This is a genomic window from Variovorax sp. OAS795, from assembly GCF_040546685.1.
Lineage (GTDB): Bacteria > Pseudomonadota > Gammaproteobacteria > Burkholderiales > Burkholderiaceae_C > Variovorax.
The window spans coordinates 4,587,227-4,605,127 of sequence record NZ_JBEPOH010000001.1 but is presented as its reverse complement, the minus strand read 5'-3'; the positions used below and the strand labels follow the sequence as shown (position 1 = coordinate 4,605,127).

Genomic DNA, 17,901 nt, shown 5'->3' with positions numbered 1-17,901 from the left:
CGCAACGCGGCGCGCAGCACCTGCTCGGAGATTCAGCCCAGCAGGTCGCTCAGCGTGCGCGCAATCACCTTGGTGGCGCGGCGCAGGTCTTCGAGCACCACGCGCTCGTCGCTGCGCTTGGCGTGCGACTCGAGCACGGTGCGCGGGCCGGCGCCGTAGATCACGCCGGGAATGCCGGCTTCGCCGTACAGGCGCACGTCGGTGTAGAGCGGTGTGCCCATGGCCTTGATGGGCTCGCCGAACACCGCCTGCCCGTGCTTCTGGATCGCATCGACCAGCGGCTTGTTGCCGGCCAGCGGCTTCATCGAATTGGCCAGCAGCATGCGCTTGATCTCGACCGTGATGCCGGTGCTCTCGGCGGCCGCGTCGGCGATCACCTTGCGGATCGTTGCTTCGACCTCGGCCGGGTTCTCTTCGGGGATCATGCGGCGGTCGAGCTTGAACACCACCTTGCCCGGAACCACGTTGGTGTTGGTGCCGCCTTCGATGCGTCCCACGTTGAGGTAGGGGTGCGTGATGCCTTCGACCTGCGACGTCACCTGCTGGTAGAGCGTGTTCTGCGCATAGAGCGCGTTGAGGATCTTCACGGCGCCTTGCAAGGCATCCACACCCGTGGTGGGGATGGCCGCATGCGCCATCTTGCCGTGCACGGTCACTTCCATCTGCAGGCAGCCGTTGTGGGCCGTGACCACCTCGTAGCTGAAGCCGGCCGCGATCATGAGGTCGGGCTTGGTGAGCCCCTGCTTGAGCAGCCAGCCCGGGCCGAGGATGCCGCCGAATTCCTCGTCGTAGGTGAAGTGCAGCTCGACGCTGCCCCGGGTGGGCCTGGCCGCTGCCTCGAGCGCGCGCAGCGCGAAGGTGAAGCTCGCGAAGTCGCTCTTGCTCACGGCGGCGGCGCGGCCGTAGAGGCTGCCGCCTTCGATCTCGCCGCCGTAGGGGTCGTGCGTCCAGCCTTCGCCGGGCGGCACCACGTCGCCGTGCGCATTGAGCGCCACGGTGAGGCCGCCCGCGCCGTACTGGCGGCGCACGATCAGGTTGGTGATCGATTCGAGGCCGTAGTCCTTCACCTCCTGCGCGGGCACCGCGTGCTTCTCGGCGTCCAGGCCGAAGTCCTCCAGCAGCTCGGCGGTGCGCTCCGCATGCGGCGCGTTGTTGCCGGGCGGCGTGTCGGTGGGAACGCGCACCAGTTGCTGCAGGAACTGCACTTCCTCGTCGAAGTGCGCGTCGATCCAGGCGTCGAGCTTGGCGTAGTCGGTCATGTCTTTTCTTTTCAGTGGGCTTGTTCGGCGGCCAGGTCGTCCAGCAAGTGCCGGAAGGCTTCGACCGCGAGCTGGATGTCGTCGTTGGTGCTCGATTCGAGCGGGTTGTGGCTGATGCCCGAGTTGATGCCGCGCACGAAGAGCATGGCCTGCGGCATCACTTCATGCAGCTTCATCGCATCGTGGCCGGCGCCGCTGGGCATGCGGAACAGCGGAATGCCCAGTGCATCGACGGCTTTTTCCCAGCGCTTCTGCCAGTCGGGTGCGCTCGGCGCGGCGGCGGCGCGCATGGTTTCCTCGAGTTCGAAGCGCAAGCCCCGGCGCTCGCAGATGGCCTTGAGTTCGCCGACCACGTCGGCGTCCAGCGCGTCGCGCTGCGCGTTGTTGGGCGCGCGCAGGTCGAGGCTGAACTTGCAGCGGCCCGGCACCACGTTGATCGAGCCGCTGGGCACTTCGAGCATGCCCACGGTGCCGACCGAATCGCCGTCCCTGGCGGCACGGCGCTCGGTGTACAGGATGAGCTCGGCGACCGCGGCGGCGGCATCGCGGCGCCGGTCCATGGGCGTGGTCCCCGCGTGGCTCGCCATGCCGATCACCTCGCCCACGTAGCGCACGCTGCCATTGATGGAGGTGACGATGCCGAGCGGAAGATCGAGTTCGGTGAGCACCGGGCCCTGCTCGATGTGGACCTCGACAAAGCCCAGGTAGCGCGACGGATCGCGCTGGATCTTCGGGATCTCGGCTTCGTCCAGGCCCGCGTGCTGCATGGCTTCGCGCATGGTGATGCCGTCGGCATCCTTCTGGTCGAGCCAACGCGGATCGAAGTGGCCGATGAGCGCGCCCGACCCGAGAAAGGTGGCCTTGTAGCGCTGGCCTTCTTCCTCGGCAAAGCCCACCACCTCGAAGCCGAAGGGCAGGCGCCTCCCTTGGCGCTTGAGCTCGCGCACGCAGGCCATCGGCACGAAGATGCCCAGGCGGCCGTCGTACTTGCCGCCGTTGCGCACGGTGTCGTAGTGCGAGCCGGTGAGCAGGGCCCGGGCACCGGGCGTGCTGCCCTCGTAGCGGCCGACCACGTTGCCCACCGCATCGATGTGCACCGAGTCGAAGCCGCAGTCGCGCATCAGGCCGGCGATCTGGGCGGCGCAGGCGCGGTGCGCGTCGGTCAGGTAGGTGACGGTGAGCTGGCCCTTTTCCGCGTAGCCGGGATCGGTGTGCGCGGAGAGCGCCTCCTGCCAGTCCCACACGTCGTTGCCGAGCGAGACGTCGGCGGCAAGCTTGTCGTCCAGGCGGATCTCGGCGATGCGGTGGATGTTGCGCAGCGCCTCGCCCAGTTCGAACGCGGGGTGATGGTGCAGCCGGCGCTCGAAGGTGTCGATGATCTCGCGCTTGGCAAGGCCCGTGCCGCGCGGCCCGCGCACGGCCAGGATGAACGGAAATCCGAACTTCGCGTTGTAGCCGGCATTGAGCTGCTGGATCTTCGCAAACTCCTCGGGCGTGCAGTCCGTGAGGCCGGCCTTGCTCTGCTCGTGGGTCGACTCGGCCGTGAGCGTCTTGCTGACCATCGCCTTGCCCGCAAGCTCGGGGTGGGCGCGGATCAGGCCGATCTGTTCATCGGCCGACGACCCGGCCAGCGCCTGCACCAGCGCATGCTTGAGGTGGGCAAGCGAGCGGAATGGCCGTGCCGCCAACGCGCGCCGCGCGATCCAGGGCGAGTGCTCGTAGATGCCGTCGAGCAGCGCGACGGCTTCGTCGGGCGTGGCGGCGTTGAGTTGTTCGAGGGTGAGGCTCATGGTCAGCTTCCTTTGGCGGCCGCTTCGAACGGGTGCGCCTGCTTCCAGTGGCGCGCGATGTCCAGGCGCCGGCAGACCCACACGCTGTCGTGCTGGGCGATGTGGTCGAGAAAGCGCTGCAGCGCCGTGATGCGGCCGGGCCGCCCGAGCAGCCGGCAGTGCATGCCGATGCTCATCATCTTGGGGCTGTTGTCGCCCTGCGGATCGCCTTCGGCATAGAGCGCGTCGAAGGTGTCCTTCATGTACTGGAAGAACGGGTCGGCGTGCGAATAGCCCTGGGGCAGCGCAAAGCGCATGTCGTTGCAATCGAGCGTGTAGGGCACGATGAGCTGCGGCACCACCGTGCCGTCGGTCTTCTGCACCTTCATCCAGAACGGCAGGTCGTCGCCGTAGTAGTCGCTGTCGTATTCGAAGCCGCCGTAGTCGGCCACCAGCCGCCGCGTGCGCGGGCTGTCGCGGCCTGTGTACCAGCCCAGCGCGCGTTCGCCCGTGAGCTTCTCGATGGCTTCCATGCCCAGGCGCATGTGCTCGCGCTCGGTGGCTTCGTCCAGGTTCTGGTAGTGGATCCAGCGCCAGCCATGGCAGGCGATCTCGTGCCCCAGTTCCTTGAAGGCCGCGGTGAGCTCCGGATAGCGTTCCAGCGCCATGCCCACGCCGAAGACGGTGAGCGGCAGGCCACGCTTCTCGAACTCGCGCAGGATGCGCCACACGCCGGCGCGCGAGCCGTATTCGTAGATGCCTTCCATGCTGATGTGCCGGTCGGGAAAGCTGGCCGGGTTGAACATCTCGGAGAGGAATTGCTCGGAGCCCGCATCGCCGTGCAGCGTCGCGTTCTCGCCGCCCTCTTCGTAGTTGAGGACGAACTGCACCGCAATGCGCGCGCCGCCGGGCCATTGGGCGTGCGGCGGGTTGCGGCCATAGCCGACGAGGTCGCGCGGGTAGGGCAGGGTGGTGTCGTAGACGGTCATGGGTGGATCAGGACAGCGCCAAGGCAATGTCGTTGGTGGGAACCTTGCGGTCGAACGTGAGGTTGGCCTCGACGTGCTCCAGGTGTTCGGTCATGAGGCGCACGGCGCGCTCCTCGTCGCGCGCGGCCAGCGCCTTGACGATGTCGGCGTGCTCGTCGTTGGAGTGCTCGGCCGCGCTGGTGCTCTGGTACATGAGCGTGATGAGGGCGCAGCGCGAGATCAGCTCGCCCAGGATCTGCGCCAGCACCTGGTTGCCCATGAGCTCGGCCATGCGCACGTGGAAGTCGCCGAGCAGCTCGGTGCGGCCCGAGATGTCTTCGCCCGACACGGCCGATTTTTCGAGCGACACGTGATCCCTGAGCGCCTTGATCTTCGCGGGCGTGACGGTGCGCACGAACTCGCGCGTCATCTCGGCCTCGAGCATGCGCCGCACCTTGAACACCTGCCGGGCCTCGTCGACCGCGGGCGCTGCCACAAAGGCGCCGCGCGCGGGCTCGAGGCGGATGAGCTTGTTCTGCGACAGCTGGAACAGCGCCTGGCGCACCAGCGTGCGCGAGACACCGAAATGGTCGGCCAGCTTCTGCTCGGCCAGCTTGGTGCCGGGCTGCAGCCGGTGCTCGACGATGGCCTTGGTCAGCGCGTCGACGATCGAACGTGTGGTGGAGGACTCCATTTTTTTCATGATAGACCCAAAGCCGGTAACTGTATACACTTTTGTCCACCGGAATTTCCCGCACCAATTTTCGACGAAGGAGCGCCCCATGGGCCTGAGCACCCACGTACTCGACACGATGCACGGCGGCCCCGCGGCCGGCATGGAGGTGGCGCTGTACACCACCCAGGGCGACGCCGCCACGCTGGTGAAACGGTTCACGCTGAATTCGGACGGCCGCAGCGACGGGCCGCTCTACGACAACGCTTCGCTCCAGGCCGGCACCTACCGGCTGGTGTTCGACGTGGCGGGGTATTTCAAGGCGCGGGGCGTGAAGCTGCCCGAGCCCAATTTCCTCGGCAAGGTCTCGCTGGACTTCGGCGTGGCCCACACCGACCAGCACTACCACGTGCCGCTGCTGGTGAGCCCGTGGAGCTATTCCACGTACCGCGGCTCCTGAGGTCAGTCGCCTTGCTGCTGCCCTTCGGTGAGCGTGTCGAGCTGGAAACGGCCGCTCTTGTCCCACAGCCAGGTGTCGGTCCACGTGACCGCGCCCAGGCGCGTGGCGGGCGGGAAGGGCGAGGCCTGCAGCACGGCGCGCTCGATCTCGGCAATGACTTCGGGCGCATGCTTGGGCGCGCGCATCCAGTGCAGCGACAGCACCTTGCCGCCCGCGTCGAGGTTGACCTGCAGCGTGCCCACGGCATAGAGCATGGGCGGCATCTGGCCGCCGTAGATGCGCGAGCGGTTGGCCTCGTAGATGTGGCGGGCGGCATCGCGGCGGTACTCGCGCGCGGTGGCCGCATTCGATGCGCGGGGCACCGCGCCGGACGCGCCGCGCCCGGGGCTGGCGTCGCTCAACTGGCCGGGAACGGTGCCCGTGCTCCCGCAGCCGGCGAGCCACAGGGCGGAAGAAAGAACGGATGCCGCCCATGCAAGGCGGCGCGGCGTAAGCTGGCGATTCATCGCCGGGGTTATACCGTGACTCCAGTGCAACACCGCAACCGAAGGTATCGGAAATGAACGGCATGGTCGATCAGCTGCTGGCCCGACTGGCACATGAAGACGCGGTGCTGGTGCGCGTCGAATCCACCCAAGGGTCGGCGCCGCGCGAGGCCGGCACCTGGATGGCGGTGTGGGCCCAAGGGCTCACCGGCACCATCGGCGGCGGGCAGCTCGAGTTCCAGGCGACGGACGAGGCTCGCGAGCTGCTGGCCGGCAAGCGCACCATCGACGGCATCCGGCGCTATCCACTCGGCCCGAGCCTGGGGCAATGCTGCGGCGGCGTGGTGTTTCTTTCGTACCGCCGTATCGGCACCGCCGATGCGGCGGCGCTGCGGCGCGAACTGGTCGCGCCGCTCAAGCCCGTGGCGCTGTTCGGCGGCGGCCACGTGGGCGCCGCGCTGGCCCGGCTGCTGGCCAGCCTGCCGTTCACCGTGCGCTGGATCGACAGCCGCGACGGCGTGTTTCCCGAGGCGCTGCCGGCGCAGGTCGAAACCGAGCACTCGGAACCGGTGCAGGACGCCGTGGCCGCGCTCGCGCCCGAAAGCCGCGTGCTCATCATGAGCTTCAGCCATGCCGAAGACCTGGACATCGTCATCGCCTGCCTCCGGCGCCTGCGTGAGCGGAACGACCTGCCCTACATCGGCCTGATCGGCAGCAAGACCAAGTGGGCGACCTTCAGCCACCGGCTCGAGGCGCGCGGCTTCAGGCCCGACGAGCTGGCCCGCATCACCTGCCCGATCGGCGTGCCCGGCATCACGGGCAAGGAGCCCGAAGTCATCGCCGTGGCGGTGGCGGCACAGTTGTTGCAATCGCTGGGGTGAACAGGGTTTCCCGCCGGCCCCGACGACAAAAAAACTATCGCGCCACTTGCCAAAACTGTATACACTTTCGGTCCACAACAAGCCGCAGCGGAGCGAGGCCCATCTCATGGAGCCTGCGTTCGCGGCACTTTCTCTGCTTACAGCGCCCGCAGTGGTGAGCAGGCTGAAGACACCCCTTCGCGGCGCCTCCATGCGCCCACGGGGTTGAGAAAGAGCACCCCCCATGGAAAGCTATTACCTCGACTGGGCCAACCTGCTGCTGCGCTGGGTCCACGTCATCACCGCCATCGCCTGGATCGGCGCCTCCTTCTACTTCGTGATGCTGGACAACAGCCTGGAGAAGCCGCAGGACGCCGAATCGCTCGACAAGGGCGTGGGCGGCGAGCAATGGGCCGTGCACGGCGGCGGCTTCTACAACATGCAGAAGTACGCGCTGGCGCCCAGGAAGCTGCCGGACCACCTCCACTGGTCGTACTGGGAAAGCTACAGCACCTGGCTCACGGGCTTTGCGCTCTTTACCATGTCGTACCTGTGGAACGCCAGCACCTACCTGATCGACAAGTCGAAGATGGACTGGCAGCCGGGCGCGGCCATCGGCGTGGCGCTGGCCTTCTTCGTCGTGTTCTGGATGGTGTACGACGGCATCTGCCAGGTCTTCGGCCGGCGCAAGAACGGCGACACCATCGTCGGCGTGCTGATCGCCGTCTTCATCGTGTTCGCGACCTGGCTGGCCTGCCAGTGGTTCGCGGGCCGCGCGGCCTTCCTCCTGGTGGGCGCCATGATGGCGACCACGATGAGCGGCAACGTGTTCTTCTGGATCATTCCGGGGCAGCGCAAGAACGTGCAGGCGCTGCGCGAAGGGCGGCCGGTCGACCCGGTGCACGGGCAGCGCGGCAAGCAGCGCAGCGTGCACAACACCTACTTCACGCTGCCGGTGCTGTTCGCGATGCTGAGCAACCACTACAGCTTCACCTACACGCACAAGTACAACTGGATCGTGCTGCTGCTCATCATGCTGGGCGGCGCGGCCATTCGCCAGTTCTTCGTGGTGCGGCACCGCTTCAAGCTCGGCAATGCGGGCCATCCGCTGCCCTATGCGCTGATCGGCATCGTGGTGCTGGGGCTCACCATCGTCTGGATGAAACCCGAGCCGGTGGCCGCGCCGGCCGCATCGCAAGCTGCACCGGCCGTTGCCTACAAGGACGTCCAGAAAGTGCTGGAGCAGCGCTGCTTCATGTGCCACGGCGCGACCGTGCAGATGAAGAACGTGCGCGTCGATACGCCCGACCAGGTGGCGGCGCATGCGCAGGCCATCTACCAGCAGGTGGTGGTGACCAGGATCATGCCGATGAACAATGCCACGGGCATCACCGAGGAAGAACGCGCATTGGTCGGCCGCTGGTTCCAGGCCGGCGCCAAGACGAATTAGACGCAGCGATGACCGCGGTCAAGAGCGCGGCACGGCACTCGCAGCACAATCGCCGGCTGGAGACAAAGCAAGCCATGAGCGCATCGACCCCTTCCTTCGGCCCCGCCCCCGATCCGCGCGAGGCACCGCGCGCCTTCCTCGAGCACCTCTACCGCGTGGCGGTGGACCGCGCGCTGCCGTTGTCCACGCTCGGCGCGCATCTGCCGCCGCCGCCCAAGGGCCGCACGCTGGTACTCGGTGCCGGCAAGGCCGGCGGTTCGATGGTGCAGGCGCTCGAAGCCCTGTGGCCGGCCGACGCGCCGCTCTCGGGCCTTGTCGTCACGCGCTACGGCCACATCCCTCCGCGCCCCGAAGGCGTGCCGCAGCGCATCGAACTCGTCGAGGCCGCGCATCCGGTACCCGATGCGGCGGGCCAGCAGGCGGCTGAGCGCATCCTCGCGCTCACCCAGGGGCTCACGGCCGACGACCTCGTGCTGTGCCTGATCTCGGGCGGCGGCTCGTCGCTGCTCGTGTTGCCGGCCGAAGGCCTCACGCTGTCCGACAAGCAGCGCATCAACAAGCAGCTGCTCGACAGCGGCGCCGGCATCGGCGAGATGAACTGCGTGCGCAAGCACCTGTCGCGCATCAAGGGCGGCCGCCTCGCCGCGGCCTGCGCGCCGGCGCGCGTGGTGACGCTCACCATCAGCGACGTGCCGGGCGATGACCCCGCCGTCATCGCGAGCGGCCCCACTGTGCCCGACGCCACCACCTGCGCCGATGCGCTCGCGATCCTCGACCGCTATGGCATCGAGGTGCCGGCGCCGGTGCGCGCCCAGCTCGAAAGCGGGGCGCTCGAAACGCCCAAGCCCGGCGACGCGGTCTTCCAGGGCCACGAAGTGCACATGATCGCGACACCGCAGCAATCGCTCGAAGCGGCAGCCAGGGCGGCGCGCGAGGCCGGCATCGAGGCGCACATCCTCAGCGACGAGATCGAAGGCGAGTCGCGCGAGGTAGGCAAGGTGCATGCGGCATTGGCGCGCGCCGTCGCGCACCGTGGCCAGCCGTTCGCGCGGCCCTGCGTCATCCTTTCGGGCGGCGAAACCACCGTCACGATCCGGCCGCGCCAACCCGGCCAGGCCAAGGGCCGCGGCGGCCGCGCCGGCGAGTTCTGCATGGGCCTGGCGGGCGCACTGATGGGCCAGCCCCAGGTGTGGGCGCTGGCCGCCGACACCGACGGTATCGACGGCGTGGAGGACAACGCCGGCGCGTTCGTCACGCCCGACACGCCGGCGCGCGCCACGGCCGCGGGCACGAAGCTGCCGGACCACCTCGACCGCAACGATGCCTACGGCTACTTCGAGGCCATCGGCGACCTGTTCGTGACCGGGCCCACGAACACCAACGTGAACGACTTCCGCGCGCTCCTGATCCTGTAGCGCGCAGGAAGGCCGGTTTCCCTGCGCCGGCGGGCTTTGTGAACTCGGGTTAATCTATGCACCCGGCGGCAAATTGCCGCCGCTGACGCAAGCGCACCCTCCAGGTGCCGCACCGCGCATCCAGATTTCCCCTTTTTCCACCCACATCCCGTCCTCGAAGGAAAAGTTCGCCATGACCGCCACCTACACCGACACCCGCCTGCTGATCGACAACGAATGGGTCGACGCCACCGGCGGCAAGACGCTGGACGTCGTGAACCCCGCCACCGGCAAGGCCATCGGCAAGGTGGCGCATGCCAGCATCGCCGACCTCGACCGTGCCCTGGCCGCCGCCCAGCGCGGCTTCGAGAAGTGGCGCAACACGCCCGCCAACGAGCGCGCCGCCGTGATGCGCCGCGCCGCCGGCCTGATCCGCGAACGCGCGCCTGAAATCGCCAGGCTGCTGACGCAGGAACAGGGCAAGCCGCTGGCCGAAGCCAAGGGCGAGACGCTGGCCGCCGCCGACATCATCGAATGGTTCGCCGACGAAGGCCGCCGCGTCTACGGCCGCATCGTGCCCTCGCGCAACCTGGCCGCGCAGCAGCTGGTGATCAAGGAGCCGCTCGGCCCTGTCGCCGCGTTCACGCCATGGAACTTCCCGATCAACCAGATCGTGCGCAAGCTCGGCGCGGCGCTGGCCACCGGCTGCTCGTTCCTGGTGAAGGCGCCCGAGGAAACCCCGGCGTCGCCGGCCGCGCTGCTGCAGGCTTTCGTCGATGCGGGCATTCCCCCCGGCACCGTGGGCCTGGTGTTCGGCAACCCTGCCGAGATCTCTAACTACCTGATCTCGCACCCGATCATCCGCAAGGTGACCTTCACGGGTTCGACGCCGGTCGGCAAGCAGCTGGCGGCGCTGGCCGGCTCGCACATGAAGCGCGTCACCATGGAGCTGGGCGGGCACGCACCGGTCATCGTGGCCGAAGACGCCGACGTGGCGCTGGCCGTCAAGGCCGCGGGCGCCGCCAAGTTCCGCAACGCGGGGCAGGTCTGCATCTCGCCCACCCGCTTCCTGGTGCACAACAGCCTGCGCGAGGAATTCGCCCGCACGCTGGTCAAGTACACCGAAGGCCTGAAGCTCGGCGACGGCCTCGCCGAAGGCACGACGCTCGGCCCGCTCGCCAACGCGCGCCGCCTCACGGCCATGGCCCATGTGCTGGACGACGCGCGCAAGAAGGGCGCGACCGTGGCCGCGGGCGGTGAACGCGTCGGCGATTCGGGCAACTTCTTCGCGCCCACGGTGCTGACGGACGTGCCGCTCGATGCCGATGTGTTCAACAACGAACCCTTCGGCCCGATCGCGGCGATCCGCGGCTTCGACACACTCGAGGAAGCCATTGCAGAAGCCAACCGCCTGCCCTTCGGCCTGGCCGGCTACGCATTCACCAAGTCGATCAAGAACGCGCACCTGTTGAGCCAGCGGCTCGAACTCGGCATGCTGTGGATCAACCAGCCCGCCGCCCCCTCGCCGGAAATGCCGTTCGGCGGCGTGAAGGATTCGGGCTACGGTTCCGAGGGCGGCCCGGAAGCGCTCGAGGCTTACCTGAACACCAAGGCTGTGTCGATCATGAGCATCTGAGCGGCTCGTTCGCCGGCTCGGGTTCTTTCGGAAGAACGGCATCGCTTCGCGGCGGTGCCGTTTTTTTTCGTGCATCGCGTTGTTCGGGGCGCCGCTCCCGCGCCCTGCACAGCAGCGCCCCGAACAAAGAGCCAAGAGCAAACATCACTGCCACCCATACCGCCTCGCATACCAGCCCTTGACCGCCTGCGTCAGCGCCGCATACCCCGCCAGTATCGCGGCCAGCCACGGAAAGTAGGCCAGCGGCAGCGCCTGCAACCTGAAGTAGTGCGCAAGCCGGCCCATCGGCAGCCAGATACCGGCCGCGACAATGGCGGCGCCCATTGCAAGCAGCGGCCAGGCGGCGCGGCTTTGCAGGAACGGGATCTTGCGCGTGCGGATCAGGTGCACGATCAGCGTCTGCGACAGCAGGCCCTCGATGAACCAGCCCGACTGGAACAGCGTCTGCTGTGCCGCGGTGTTGGCCGAAAAAGCGAACCACATCACCGCGTAGGTCAGGATGTCGAATACCGAGCTCAGCGGGCCGAAGAACACCATGAAGCGGCCCAGGTCGGCGGGGTTCCACTGCTGCGGGCTCTTGAGAAACTCCTCGTCCACGTTGTCGAAGGGGATCGCGATCTGCGACACGTCGTACAGCAGGTTCTGCACCAGCAGATGCAGCGGCAGCATCGGCAGGAACGGCAGGAACGCGCTCGCCACCAGCACCGAAAAAACGTTGCCGAAGTTCGAGCTTGCGGTGAGCTTGATGTACTTCAGCATGTTGGCGAAGGTGCGGCGGCCCTCGACCACGCCTTGCTCCAGCACCATCAGGCTCTTCTCCAGCAGGATGATGTCGGCCGACTCCTTGGCCACGTCCACCGCGCCGTCCACCGAGATGCCGATGTCCGCGGCGCGCAGGGCCGGTGCATCGTTGATCCCGTCACCCATGAATCCGACCACATGCCCGTTGGCATGCAGCGCGCGCACGATGCGCTCCTTGTGCGCAGGCGTGAGCTTGGCGAACACCTGGTGCCGCTCGGCGAGCGTGCGCAGTTCATCGTCGCCCAGCGCCTCGATCTCGCGGCCCAGCACGATGCGGCCGGCATCGATGCCCACGTCCCCGCAGACCTTGCGCGTGACCAGTTCGTTGTCGCCCGTCAGCACCTTCACCGCCACGCCGTGCGCGGCCAGCGCGCGCAGCGCGGGCGCGGTCGACTCCTTCGGCGGATCGAGAAACGCCACGTAGCCCAGCAGCGTGAGTCCCGATTCGTCGGCGACGCCGTAAGCCGGCTTGCGCGCTTCGGCCGTACGCGTGCAGCTTGCCACGGCCACCACGCGCAATCCTTGTGCGTTCAGCTCCGACGCCACGCGGTGGATGCGCGCGAGCAGGCCGGCATCGAGCGGCAGCACCTCGGCGCCTCGCTCGACGAAAGTGCACACCGACAGGATTTCCTCCAGTGCGCCCTTGCAGATCAGAAGGTGCTCTTTGCCGCGGTTCTCCACCACCACCGACATGCGGCGGCGAGAGAAGTCGAAAGGCACTTCGTCGAACTTGCGCCACGCCGTTTCCTGCCCCGCGCCGGGCTGCAGCTCGGCATGGTCCAGCACCGCCTTGTCCAGCAGGTTCTTCAGGCCGGTCTGGTGGAAGCTGTTCAGGTAGGCGAGCTGCAGCACATGGTCCGACACCTCGCCCCATGCGTTGGTGTGGCGTTCCAGCACGATGCGGTCCTGCGTGAGCGTGCCGGTCTTGTCGGTGCACAGCACGTCCATGGCACCGAAGTTGTGAATGGCTTCGAGCCGCTTCACGATCACCTTGCGGCGCGACATCACCACCGCGCCCTTGGCGAGCGTGGCGGTCACGATCATCGGCAGCATCTCGGGCGTGAGGCCGACCGCGATCGACAGCGCGAACAGCGCCGCCTCCCACCAGTCGCCCTTGGCCACGCCGTTGATCACCAGCACCAGCGGCGCCATCACCAGCATGAAGCGGATCAGCACCCAGCTCACGCGGTTGATGCCGGCCTGGAATGCGCTCGGCCCGCTGTCGGCGGCGGTCACGCGCTCCGCGAGCGCGCCGAAGAAGGTGCGCTCGCCGGTGTGCACGATGAGCGCCGTGGCGGTGCCGCTGATCACGTTGGTGCCCATGAACAGCAGGTTCTCGCGTTCGAGCACGCCCGCTTCACGGCCGGACCGGTCGAGGGGGAATTTCTCGACCGGCATCGCCTCGCCGGTCAGCGCCGATTGGCTGATGAACAGGTCCTTGGTGGCCAGCAGGCGGCAATCGGCCGGGATCATGTCGCCGGCCGAGAGCGCGATCACGTCGCCGGGCACCAGGTCGCGCATAGGCACTTCGATGCGCACCGCGCCTTGGGTGCCGGCGCCGGGCCGCAGCACGGTGGCGGTGTTGCTCACCATGGCCTTCAGGCGCTCGGCCGCGCTGTTGGAACGCGACTCCTGCAGGAAGCGCAGCACGGTCGACAGCACCACCATGCTGCCGATCACGAGCGCGGCCTTCATGTCCTCCGTGGCATAGGAGATCAGCGCCAGCACCGTGAGCAACAGGTTGAAGGGGTTGCGGTAGCACTGCCACAGGTGCGTCCACCAGGAAAGCGGCTGCTCGTGGCGCACTTCGTTGCTGCCGATGCGTTTGCGCAGCAGCTGTGCATGGCTTTCCTCGAGGCCTTGCGGCGAACTGCCGAGGCTGGCGAGCAGTTCGCCGGCACCGGCGTGCGATGCGGCGGCCAGTGCCGTGGCAATGCCGGGCGGCACGGCGGCCGAGGCCACGCCCACCGGTTTCGCGCCCAGCAGCACCTGCCAGCGCTCGAAGTGGTGCAGCATGCGGCGGCTGCGCAGAAAGCTCTCGAAAACGGACTTCAGGACGTTCTTCACTTTTTTTCCTTCACGGCGCCGGCCGCGAAGGGAAGAACCTCCCGCGTCAATCAGGCGTGGGCATCCCCTGGCGGTGCGGCGCACTGCACTTGGTTGTCATCGATCGGGCGAAACAGGGGGGCGGCGCCGAGCGGCGCCAAGGAGAAGCGGGTTCCATGGAAGGCCTCCTGGGTGCTCGATGCGGGCGTTGGGGTGTTGCGATGAGGCGGCGCTTCAGCGCTGCGCCGTGCGGGACGGTTGCTCCAGCAGCAGGAAGAAGCTGCGGATGCGCCGCGTGGTCCAGAGCGCGGCGGCCCGGTCGAGCATTTCGTTCTCGGTGTCCTGCCTGGTGGACGCGGTGCGCGCAGGTGCGTTCGCCGATGGGCGAGCGGATTCCCGCACCGGCCGCTGCGCTTGCGGCTGTTGCTGCTGACGGGACTGGAATTGACGCATGGCAAGGCTCCTTCGCAATGAAGGGCCTCGTGCACGGACACACGCAAGCTGACTGAAAAAGTCAGTGACGAAGAACCGCGGGATTTGGGAAGGGGAGAACCGTGGGCCTGAACGGCGAACGGGTCACGCTGCGTGCACGGCGGCCGCAGCGCAAGGAGCCTGCGCTAGAGGGCCGGATGTGTCACGCCTGCCGAGGCACGCGTCTTGTCACTGATCCAACTGGCACTGTCCACGCACGGGGCTCCGAAATAAAGATGCGGGATTGTTGCACTGCGTCATGAGTGCCGTCAACCCTTGGCCGCGGCATTGCGCACGGCGCGCCGGCTCAGTTGCACTGGAACAGCACGCCCGATTCGGCCGGTGCCTTGCCGAGCCAGCGGGGCTCTGCGCCCTTGGCGCTGCAATAGTCGCCGGCCTGGGTGTAGGTCGGGGCACGCAGGGCGCCGTTGCGCATGGGCACCACTTCGTTGGGAGTCGACGAGCAGCCCGTGACAAGCAAGGCAAGCAGGGCAAAAGGAAGAAGGGTGCGCCAGTTCATCGGGCCATTCTAAGACGCCACCTCTTCGCACAGCGCGCGGATCGAAGGCGGGATCGGCACCGCGCGGATGCCGCCGCCTTCGCGCCTGGCCGCAAAGATGCGCACCTCTTCGCATTCGAGGATCAGGTCGTCGCCGCGCGCCACGCGGTAGGTCTGCACGAAGCTCTTGTCGCGCCACTCGGTGATGCGCACCGCGATCTGCAGCGTGTCGCCGTAGCTCGCGGCCTTGACGAAGCGCGTGTGGGTGTCGACCAGCGGCGTGCCGATCACGCCCAGCGTCTGCGCCGTCTCTTCCCAGCGCGGGACGCCGCACTCGGCAAAGAAGTGGCGCGAGGCCGCATCGATCCAGCGGAAGAAGTTGGGGAACCAGACGATGCCGGCGGGATCGCAGTCGCCGAACTCGACGCGCGCGGTGTAGGTGATTTCTTTGCTGCTGCTCATCGGGTCATTGTCGAGGGCGTTCAGTCCGCGCTGATCTTGCGGTCGCGGATCACCGCGCCGAAGCGCTGCGAATCGGCCGCGGCGCGCTGGTGGAACTCGGCCGGCGAGCCCGGCACCGCTTCGCCGCCGAGCGCAGCGATGCGCTCCTTCACGGCCGGCAGCGCGAGCGCCCGGTTGATCTGCGCATTGAGCTGCGCCACCACCTCGGGCGGCGTGCCGGCAGGCGCGTAGAAACCGAACACGGTATCGGCGTCGAAGCCGCGCAGGCCCGCCTCGTCGAGCGTGGGCACGTCGGGAAACTGCGCGGAGCGGTGCGGACTGCCCACCGCCAGCAGCCGGAGCTTGCCGGCGCGCACCTGCTGCAGTCCGATGCCGGGGTCGAAGGCGTAGTCGATCTGGCCCGCCAGCAGGTCCTGCAGCGCAGGCGCCGCGCCGCGGTACGGCACGTGCAGCGCGAAGACGCCGGCCTGGCCCTTGAACATCTCGCCCGCCAGGTGCGGCGAGCTGCCGTTGCCGGGAGAGCCATAGGAGAGCTTGCCCGGATTGGCCTTGAGGTAGGCGATGAACTCGCGCACGTTGGTGGGCGGCAGCGAAGGCCGGGTCACGAGAAAGACCAGCACGCGCGCGGCCGCGGCCACCGGCACCAGGTCCCTGGCCGGGTCGAAGCTCATGCGCGCATACAGGTGCGGATTGACCGACACCATGCCGCCCGAACTCATGAGCAGCGTGTAGCCGTCGGCCGGCGCGCGCGCCACGGCCTCGCCGCCGACGTTGCCGTTGGCGCCCGCGCGGTTCTCGACCACCACGGGCTGCTTGAGGAATTCCTGCAAGGGCTGCGACACCGCGCGGGCGATCTGGTCGGCGGCGCCACCCGGCGGAAAGTTGACGACCACCTTGATCGGCTTGGTGGGCCAGGCGGTGGGCTGCGTCTGTGCTTGCACCGCGGGGAGCAGCGCGCAGGCCACGGCGGCGAGCAGGCTTCGGCGCCAGGCGAGGGTGTTGCGGGTCATGGTGTGGTGTCTCCTGTTCGTTATGAAGATTGCAGGTCAGGCGGTGGTGGACGGCGGCCGCTTCATCCAGCGGATGGGCTGCGCCTGCATGGGCCGCGGCGCCGCGCCGTGGCGCACCAGCGCGGCGTCGAGCGCCTTGCCGCCTTCGTCGGCCAGGGCTGCCTCGCGTGCCGCGGCGATCGCGTCGGCGCGCGTTGCCGCCGGCAAGGCCGCGCGGGCCGCGAGCTCGTCGATCACGTGCAGAAGGTTGTGCTTGCCGCGCTCGTTGGTGCTGCCGTAGCCCTTGATGAGCCGGCCGCACAGCGCCAGCTCGCGGCCCAGGGCCCAAGCTTCGCGCGTGCCGGTCTCCACGGCCGCGAGCCAGCGTTCGATCAGCACCTGCTCGTCGGCAAAGCGCTGGCCGCGCCGGCGCAGCCATTTGAGCGACGACAGGAGCCGCAGCGACGCCATGCCGAAGACCGAATGGCTGCCCACCTTGAGCGGCAGCGCCCAGGGCTCCCGGCCGCTGGCCTGCCGCCGGCGGTCCCAGGCCGTGATGCGGCGCGCGAGGCCCGGCGGCAGCAGGGCGGCGAACTCGGCGGTGCCGGGCTTGAAGTGGTCGTAGACCTTCACGAGGTCGTCGTCGGTGGCACGCACTTCCTGCCGCACGCGCTGCGCGCGGCTCGCGCGGCCCTTGAGCGCGGCCACGCGCACGATGTCGTCGAAGGCCATCCACAGCGCGAGCCAGCGCGCGGTTTCGCGGGTGACGGCAAAGCCTTGGGCGCCTGCCGGATCGGCGATGCGCTCGGCATCGAGCACCCTGGCGAGCCTCGCCGCATAGAGTTCGGCATAGGCGGCGTCCTGGTAGTCGAGCACGCGCGCATGGCCGAGCGCGAGCATGTCGTGCACGGCGGGCGGAAAGCGCTGTGCGAGTTCATCGGCGAGCGGACGCGCGGGCGGCGGCGCATCGTGCGTATCGCCCGCCATCACGCTGCTCACGAAGGCGGCTTGTGCACGCGGCGCGCTCACCGCATCGAAGGCGGCCGCAAAGCCGCGCAGGCTGGCCGCCGCCATCTTGCCCAGCTTCTCGGGCGCGCTGGTGTTGCCGCCGCGCACCACGTGCTCATAGGCCGCGCGCGGAAACGGAAAGAGGCCGCTGCCCGCGATGGCGCCGAGCATCACGGCGCTGACCACGGTGCCGGCCTCGCGCGCCACGGCGTTCATGTCGAACACATGGTGCTCCCGGCTGAACGCCTTGACCACGTCGAGCAGTTGCTGCGCATCGGCGCGACCGTCGCCGGGCTGCATGCGCTCGGCCGTGGTGAAGATGCGCGCCGACGAGCTGATGACCAGCGTGCGCAGCGGCGCGCTCATGCCATTGCCGATCTGGCGCGCGGTCTCGAGCAGCTCCGACGACACGATGGCGTCTAGCGTGCCCGGCACCGGGCTCAGGCTGAACACCGGGCGCCTGCCCCCGAGCTGCGCGAACGGCACCGGAAACACCTCGATGTAGTAGGTGGTGGCGCCGGTGCGCTGCGCCACGCCGGGAATCGAGGTGCTCTGCACCGCATAGCCCGCATGGCGGGCGATGTCGACCAGCCATTCGGTGAGCACGCCGCCGCCTTCGCCGCCCAGGGCGCAGACGAGCAGGGTGAGGGGACGGTTCTGTTCCATGTCCT

16 protein-coding genes are annotated in these 17,901 nt (G+C 68.3%); 5 read left to right on the top strand and 11 right to left on the bottom strand.

What is annotated here, in order from left to right; all coding sequences use genetic code 11:
• Positions 1-32: 32 nt before the first annotated feature.
• The 4 genes from ABID97_RS22220 to ABID97_RS22205 are packed head-to-tail and all read right to left on the bottom strand — an operon-like array spanning position 33 to position 4,699.
• Positions 33-1,259: a M20 family metallopeptidase gene (locus ABID97_RS22220; RefSeq protein ID WP_354400802.1), complete on the bottom strand. Its 1,227-nt coding sequence runs from the start codon at positions 1,257-1,259 to the stop codon at positions 33-35.
• Positions 1,260-1,270: 11 nt separating this feature from the next.
• Entirely contained in the window at positions 1,271-3,049 is a 1,779-nt protein-coding gene (gene uraD, locus ABID97_RS22215; protein WP_354400800.1) for a 2-oxo-4-hydroxy-4-carboxy-5-ureidoimidazoline decarboxylase, read from the bottom strand.
• Positions 3,050-3,051: 2 nt separating this feature from the next.
• The gene (puuE, locus tag ABID97_RS22210; RefSeq protein ID WP_354400799.1) at positions 3,052-4,017 is read right to left on the bottom strand and encodes an allantoinase PuuE; all 966 of its coding nucleotides are present in this window, start codon (positions 4,015-4,017) and stop codon (positions 3,052-3,054) included.
• Between the two features lie 7 nt (positions 4,018-4,024).
• The gene (locus ABID97_RS22205) at positions 4,025-4,699 is read right to left on the bottom strand and encodes a GntR family transcriptional regulator (RefSeq protein WP_354400797.1); all 675 of its coding nucleotides are present in this window, start codon (positions 4,697-4,699) and stop codon (positions 4,025-4,027) included.
• Positions 4,700-4,778: 79 nt separating this feature from the next.
• Between ABID97_RS22205 and uraH the strand changes: the two genes are divergently transcribed.
• Positions 4,779-5,129, top strand: coding sequence for a hydroxyisourate hydrolase (uraH, locus tag ABID97_RS22200; protein ID WP_354400795.1), 351 nt, complete (start codon positions 4,779-4,781; stop codon positions 5,127-5,129).
• A gap of 2 nt (positions 5,130-5,131) precedes the next feature.
• On the opposite strand, the gene ABID97_RS22195 is transcribed toward uraH, so the two are convergent.
• Entirely contained in the window at positions 5,132-5,635 is a 504-nt protein-coding gene (locus ABID97_RS22195) for a hypothetical protein (RefSeq protein ID WP_354400793.1), read from the bottom strand.
• Between the two features lie 53 nt (positions 5,636-5,688).
• Between ABID97_RS22195 and xdhC the strand changes: the two genes are divergently transcribed.
• From xdhC to ABID97_RS22175, 4 genes are all read left to right on the top strand, one after another.
• Positions 5,689-6,495 carry a xanthine dehydrogenase accessory protein XdhC gene (xdhC, locus tag ABID97_RS22190; protein WP_354400792.1) on the top strand — a complete coding sequence of 269 codons (807 nt, stop codon included), beginning with the start codon at positions 5,689-5,691 and terminating at the stop codon, positions 6,493-6,495.
• A gap of 223 nt (positions 6,496-6,718) precedes the next feature.
• On the top strand, positions 6,719-7,924 hold the full coding sequence (locus ABID97_RS22185; RefSeq protein WP_354400790.1) for a urate hydroxylase PuuD: 1,206 nt from the start codon (positions 6,719-6,721) through the stop codon (positions 7,922-7,924).
• Between the two features lie 74 nt (positions 7,925-7,998).
• Positions 7,999-9,339: a glycerate kinase type-2 family protein gene (locus ABID97_RS22180; RefSeq protein WP_354400789.1), complete on the top strand. Its 1,341-nt coding sequence runs from the start codon at positions 7,999-8,001 to the stop codon at positions 9,337-9,339.
• A gap of 172 nt (positions 9,340-9,511) precedes the next feature.
• Positions 9,512-10,954, top strand: a complete 1,443-nt coding sequence (locus tag ABID97_RS22175) for an NAD-dependent succinate-semialdehyde dehydrogenase (protein WP_354400788.1) — start codon at positions 9,512-9,514, stop codon at positions 10,952-10,954.
• Positions 10,955-11,098: 144 nt separating this feature from the next.
• Here ABID97_RS22175 and mgtA read toward each other — a convergent pair whose 3' ends face one another.
• From mgtA to ABID97_RS22145, 6 genes are all read right to left on the bottom strand, one after another.
• Positions 11,099-13,822: a magnesium-translocating P-type ATPase gene (mgtA, locus tag ABID97_RS22170; protein WP_354400787.1), complete on the bottom strand. Its 2,724-nt coding sequence runs from the start codon at positions 13,820-13,822 to the stop codon at positions 11,099-11,101.
• A gap of 213 nt (positions 13,823-14,035) precedes the next feature.
• The gene (locus ABID97_RS22165; protein WP_354400785.1) at positions 14,036-14,254 is read right to left on the bottom strand and encodes a hypothetical protein; all 219 of its coding nucleotides are present in this window, start codon (positions 14,252-14,254) and stop codon (positions 14,036-14,038) included.
• A gap of 325 nt (positions 14,255-14,579) precedes the next feature.
• Positions 14,580-14,792, bottom strand: coding sequence for a hypothetical protein (locus ABID97_RS22160; protein WP_354400784.1), 213 nt, complete (start codon positions 14,790-14,792; stop codon positions 14,580-14,582).
• Positions 14,793-14,801: 9 nt separating this feature from the next.
• The gene (locus ABID97_RS22155; RefSeq protein WP_354400783.1) at positions 14,802-15,233 is read right to left on the bottom strand and encodes an acyl-CoA thioesterase; all 432 of its coding nucleotides are present in this window, start codon (positions 15,231-15,233) and stop codon (positions 14,802-14,804) included.
• 20 nt (positions 15,234-15,253) lie between these two features.
• A complete protein-coding gene (locus tag ABID97_RS22150; RefSeq protein WP_354400782.1) occupies positions 15,254-16,243 on the bottom strand; it encodes a Bug family tripartite tricarboxylate transporter substrate binding protein in 990 nt (329 codons plus the stop codon).
• A 36-nt stretch (positions 16,244-16,279) separates the two neighbouring features.
• Positions 16,280-17,896: an indolepyruvate oxidoreductase subunit beta family protein gene (locus ABID97_RS22145; protein ID WP_354401838.1), complete on the bottom strand. Its 1,617-nt coding sequence runs from the start codon at positions 17,894-17,896 to the stop codon at positions 16,280-16,282.
• Positions 17,897-17,901: the final 5 nt, after the last annotated feature.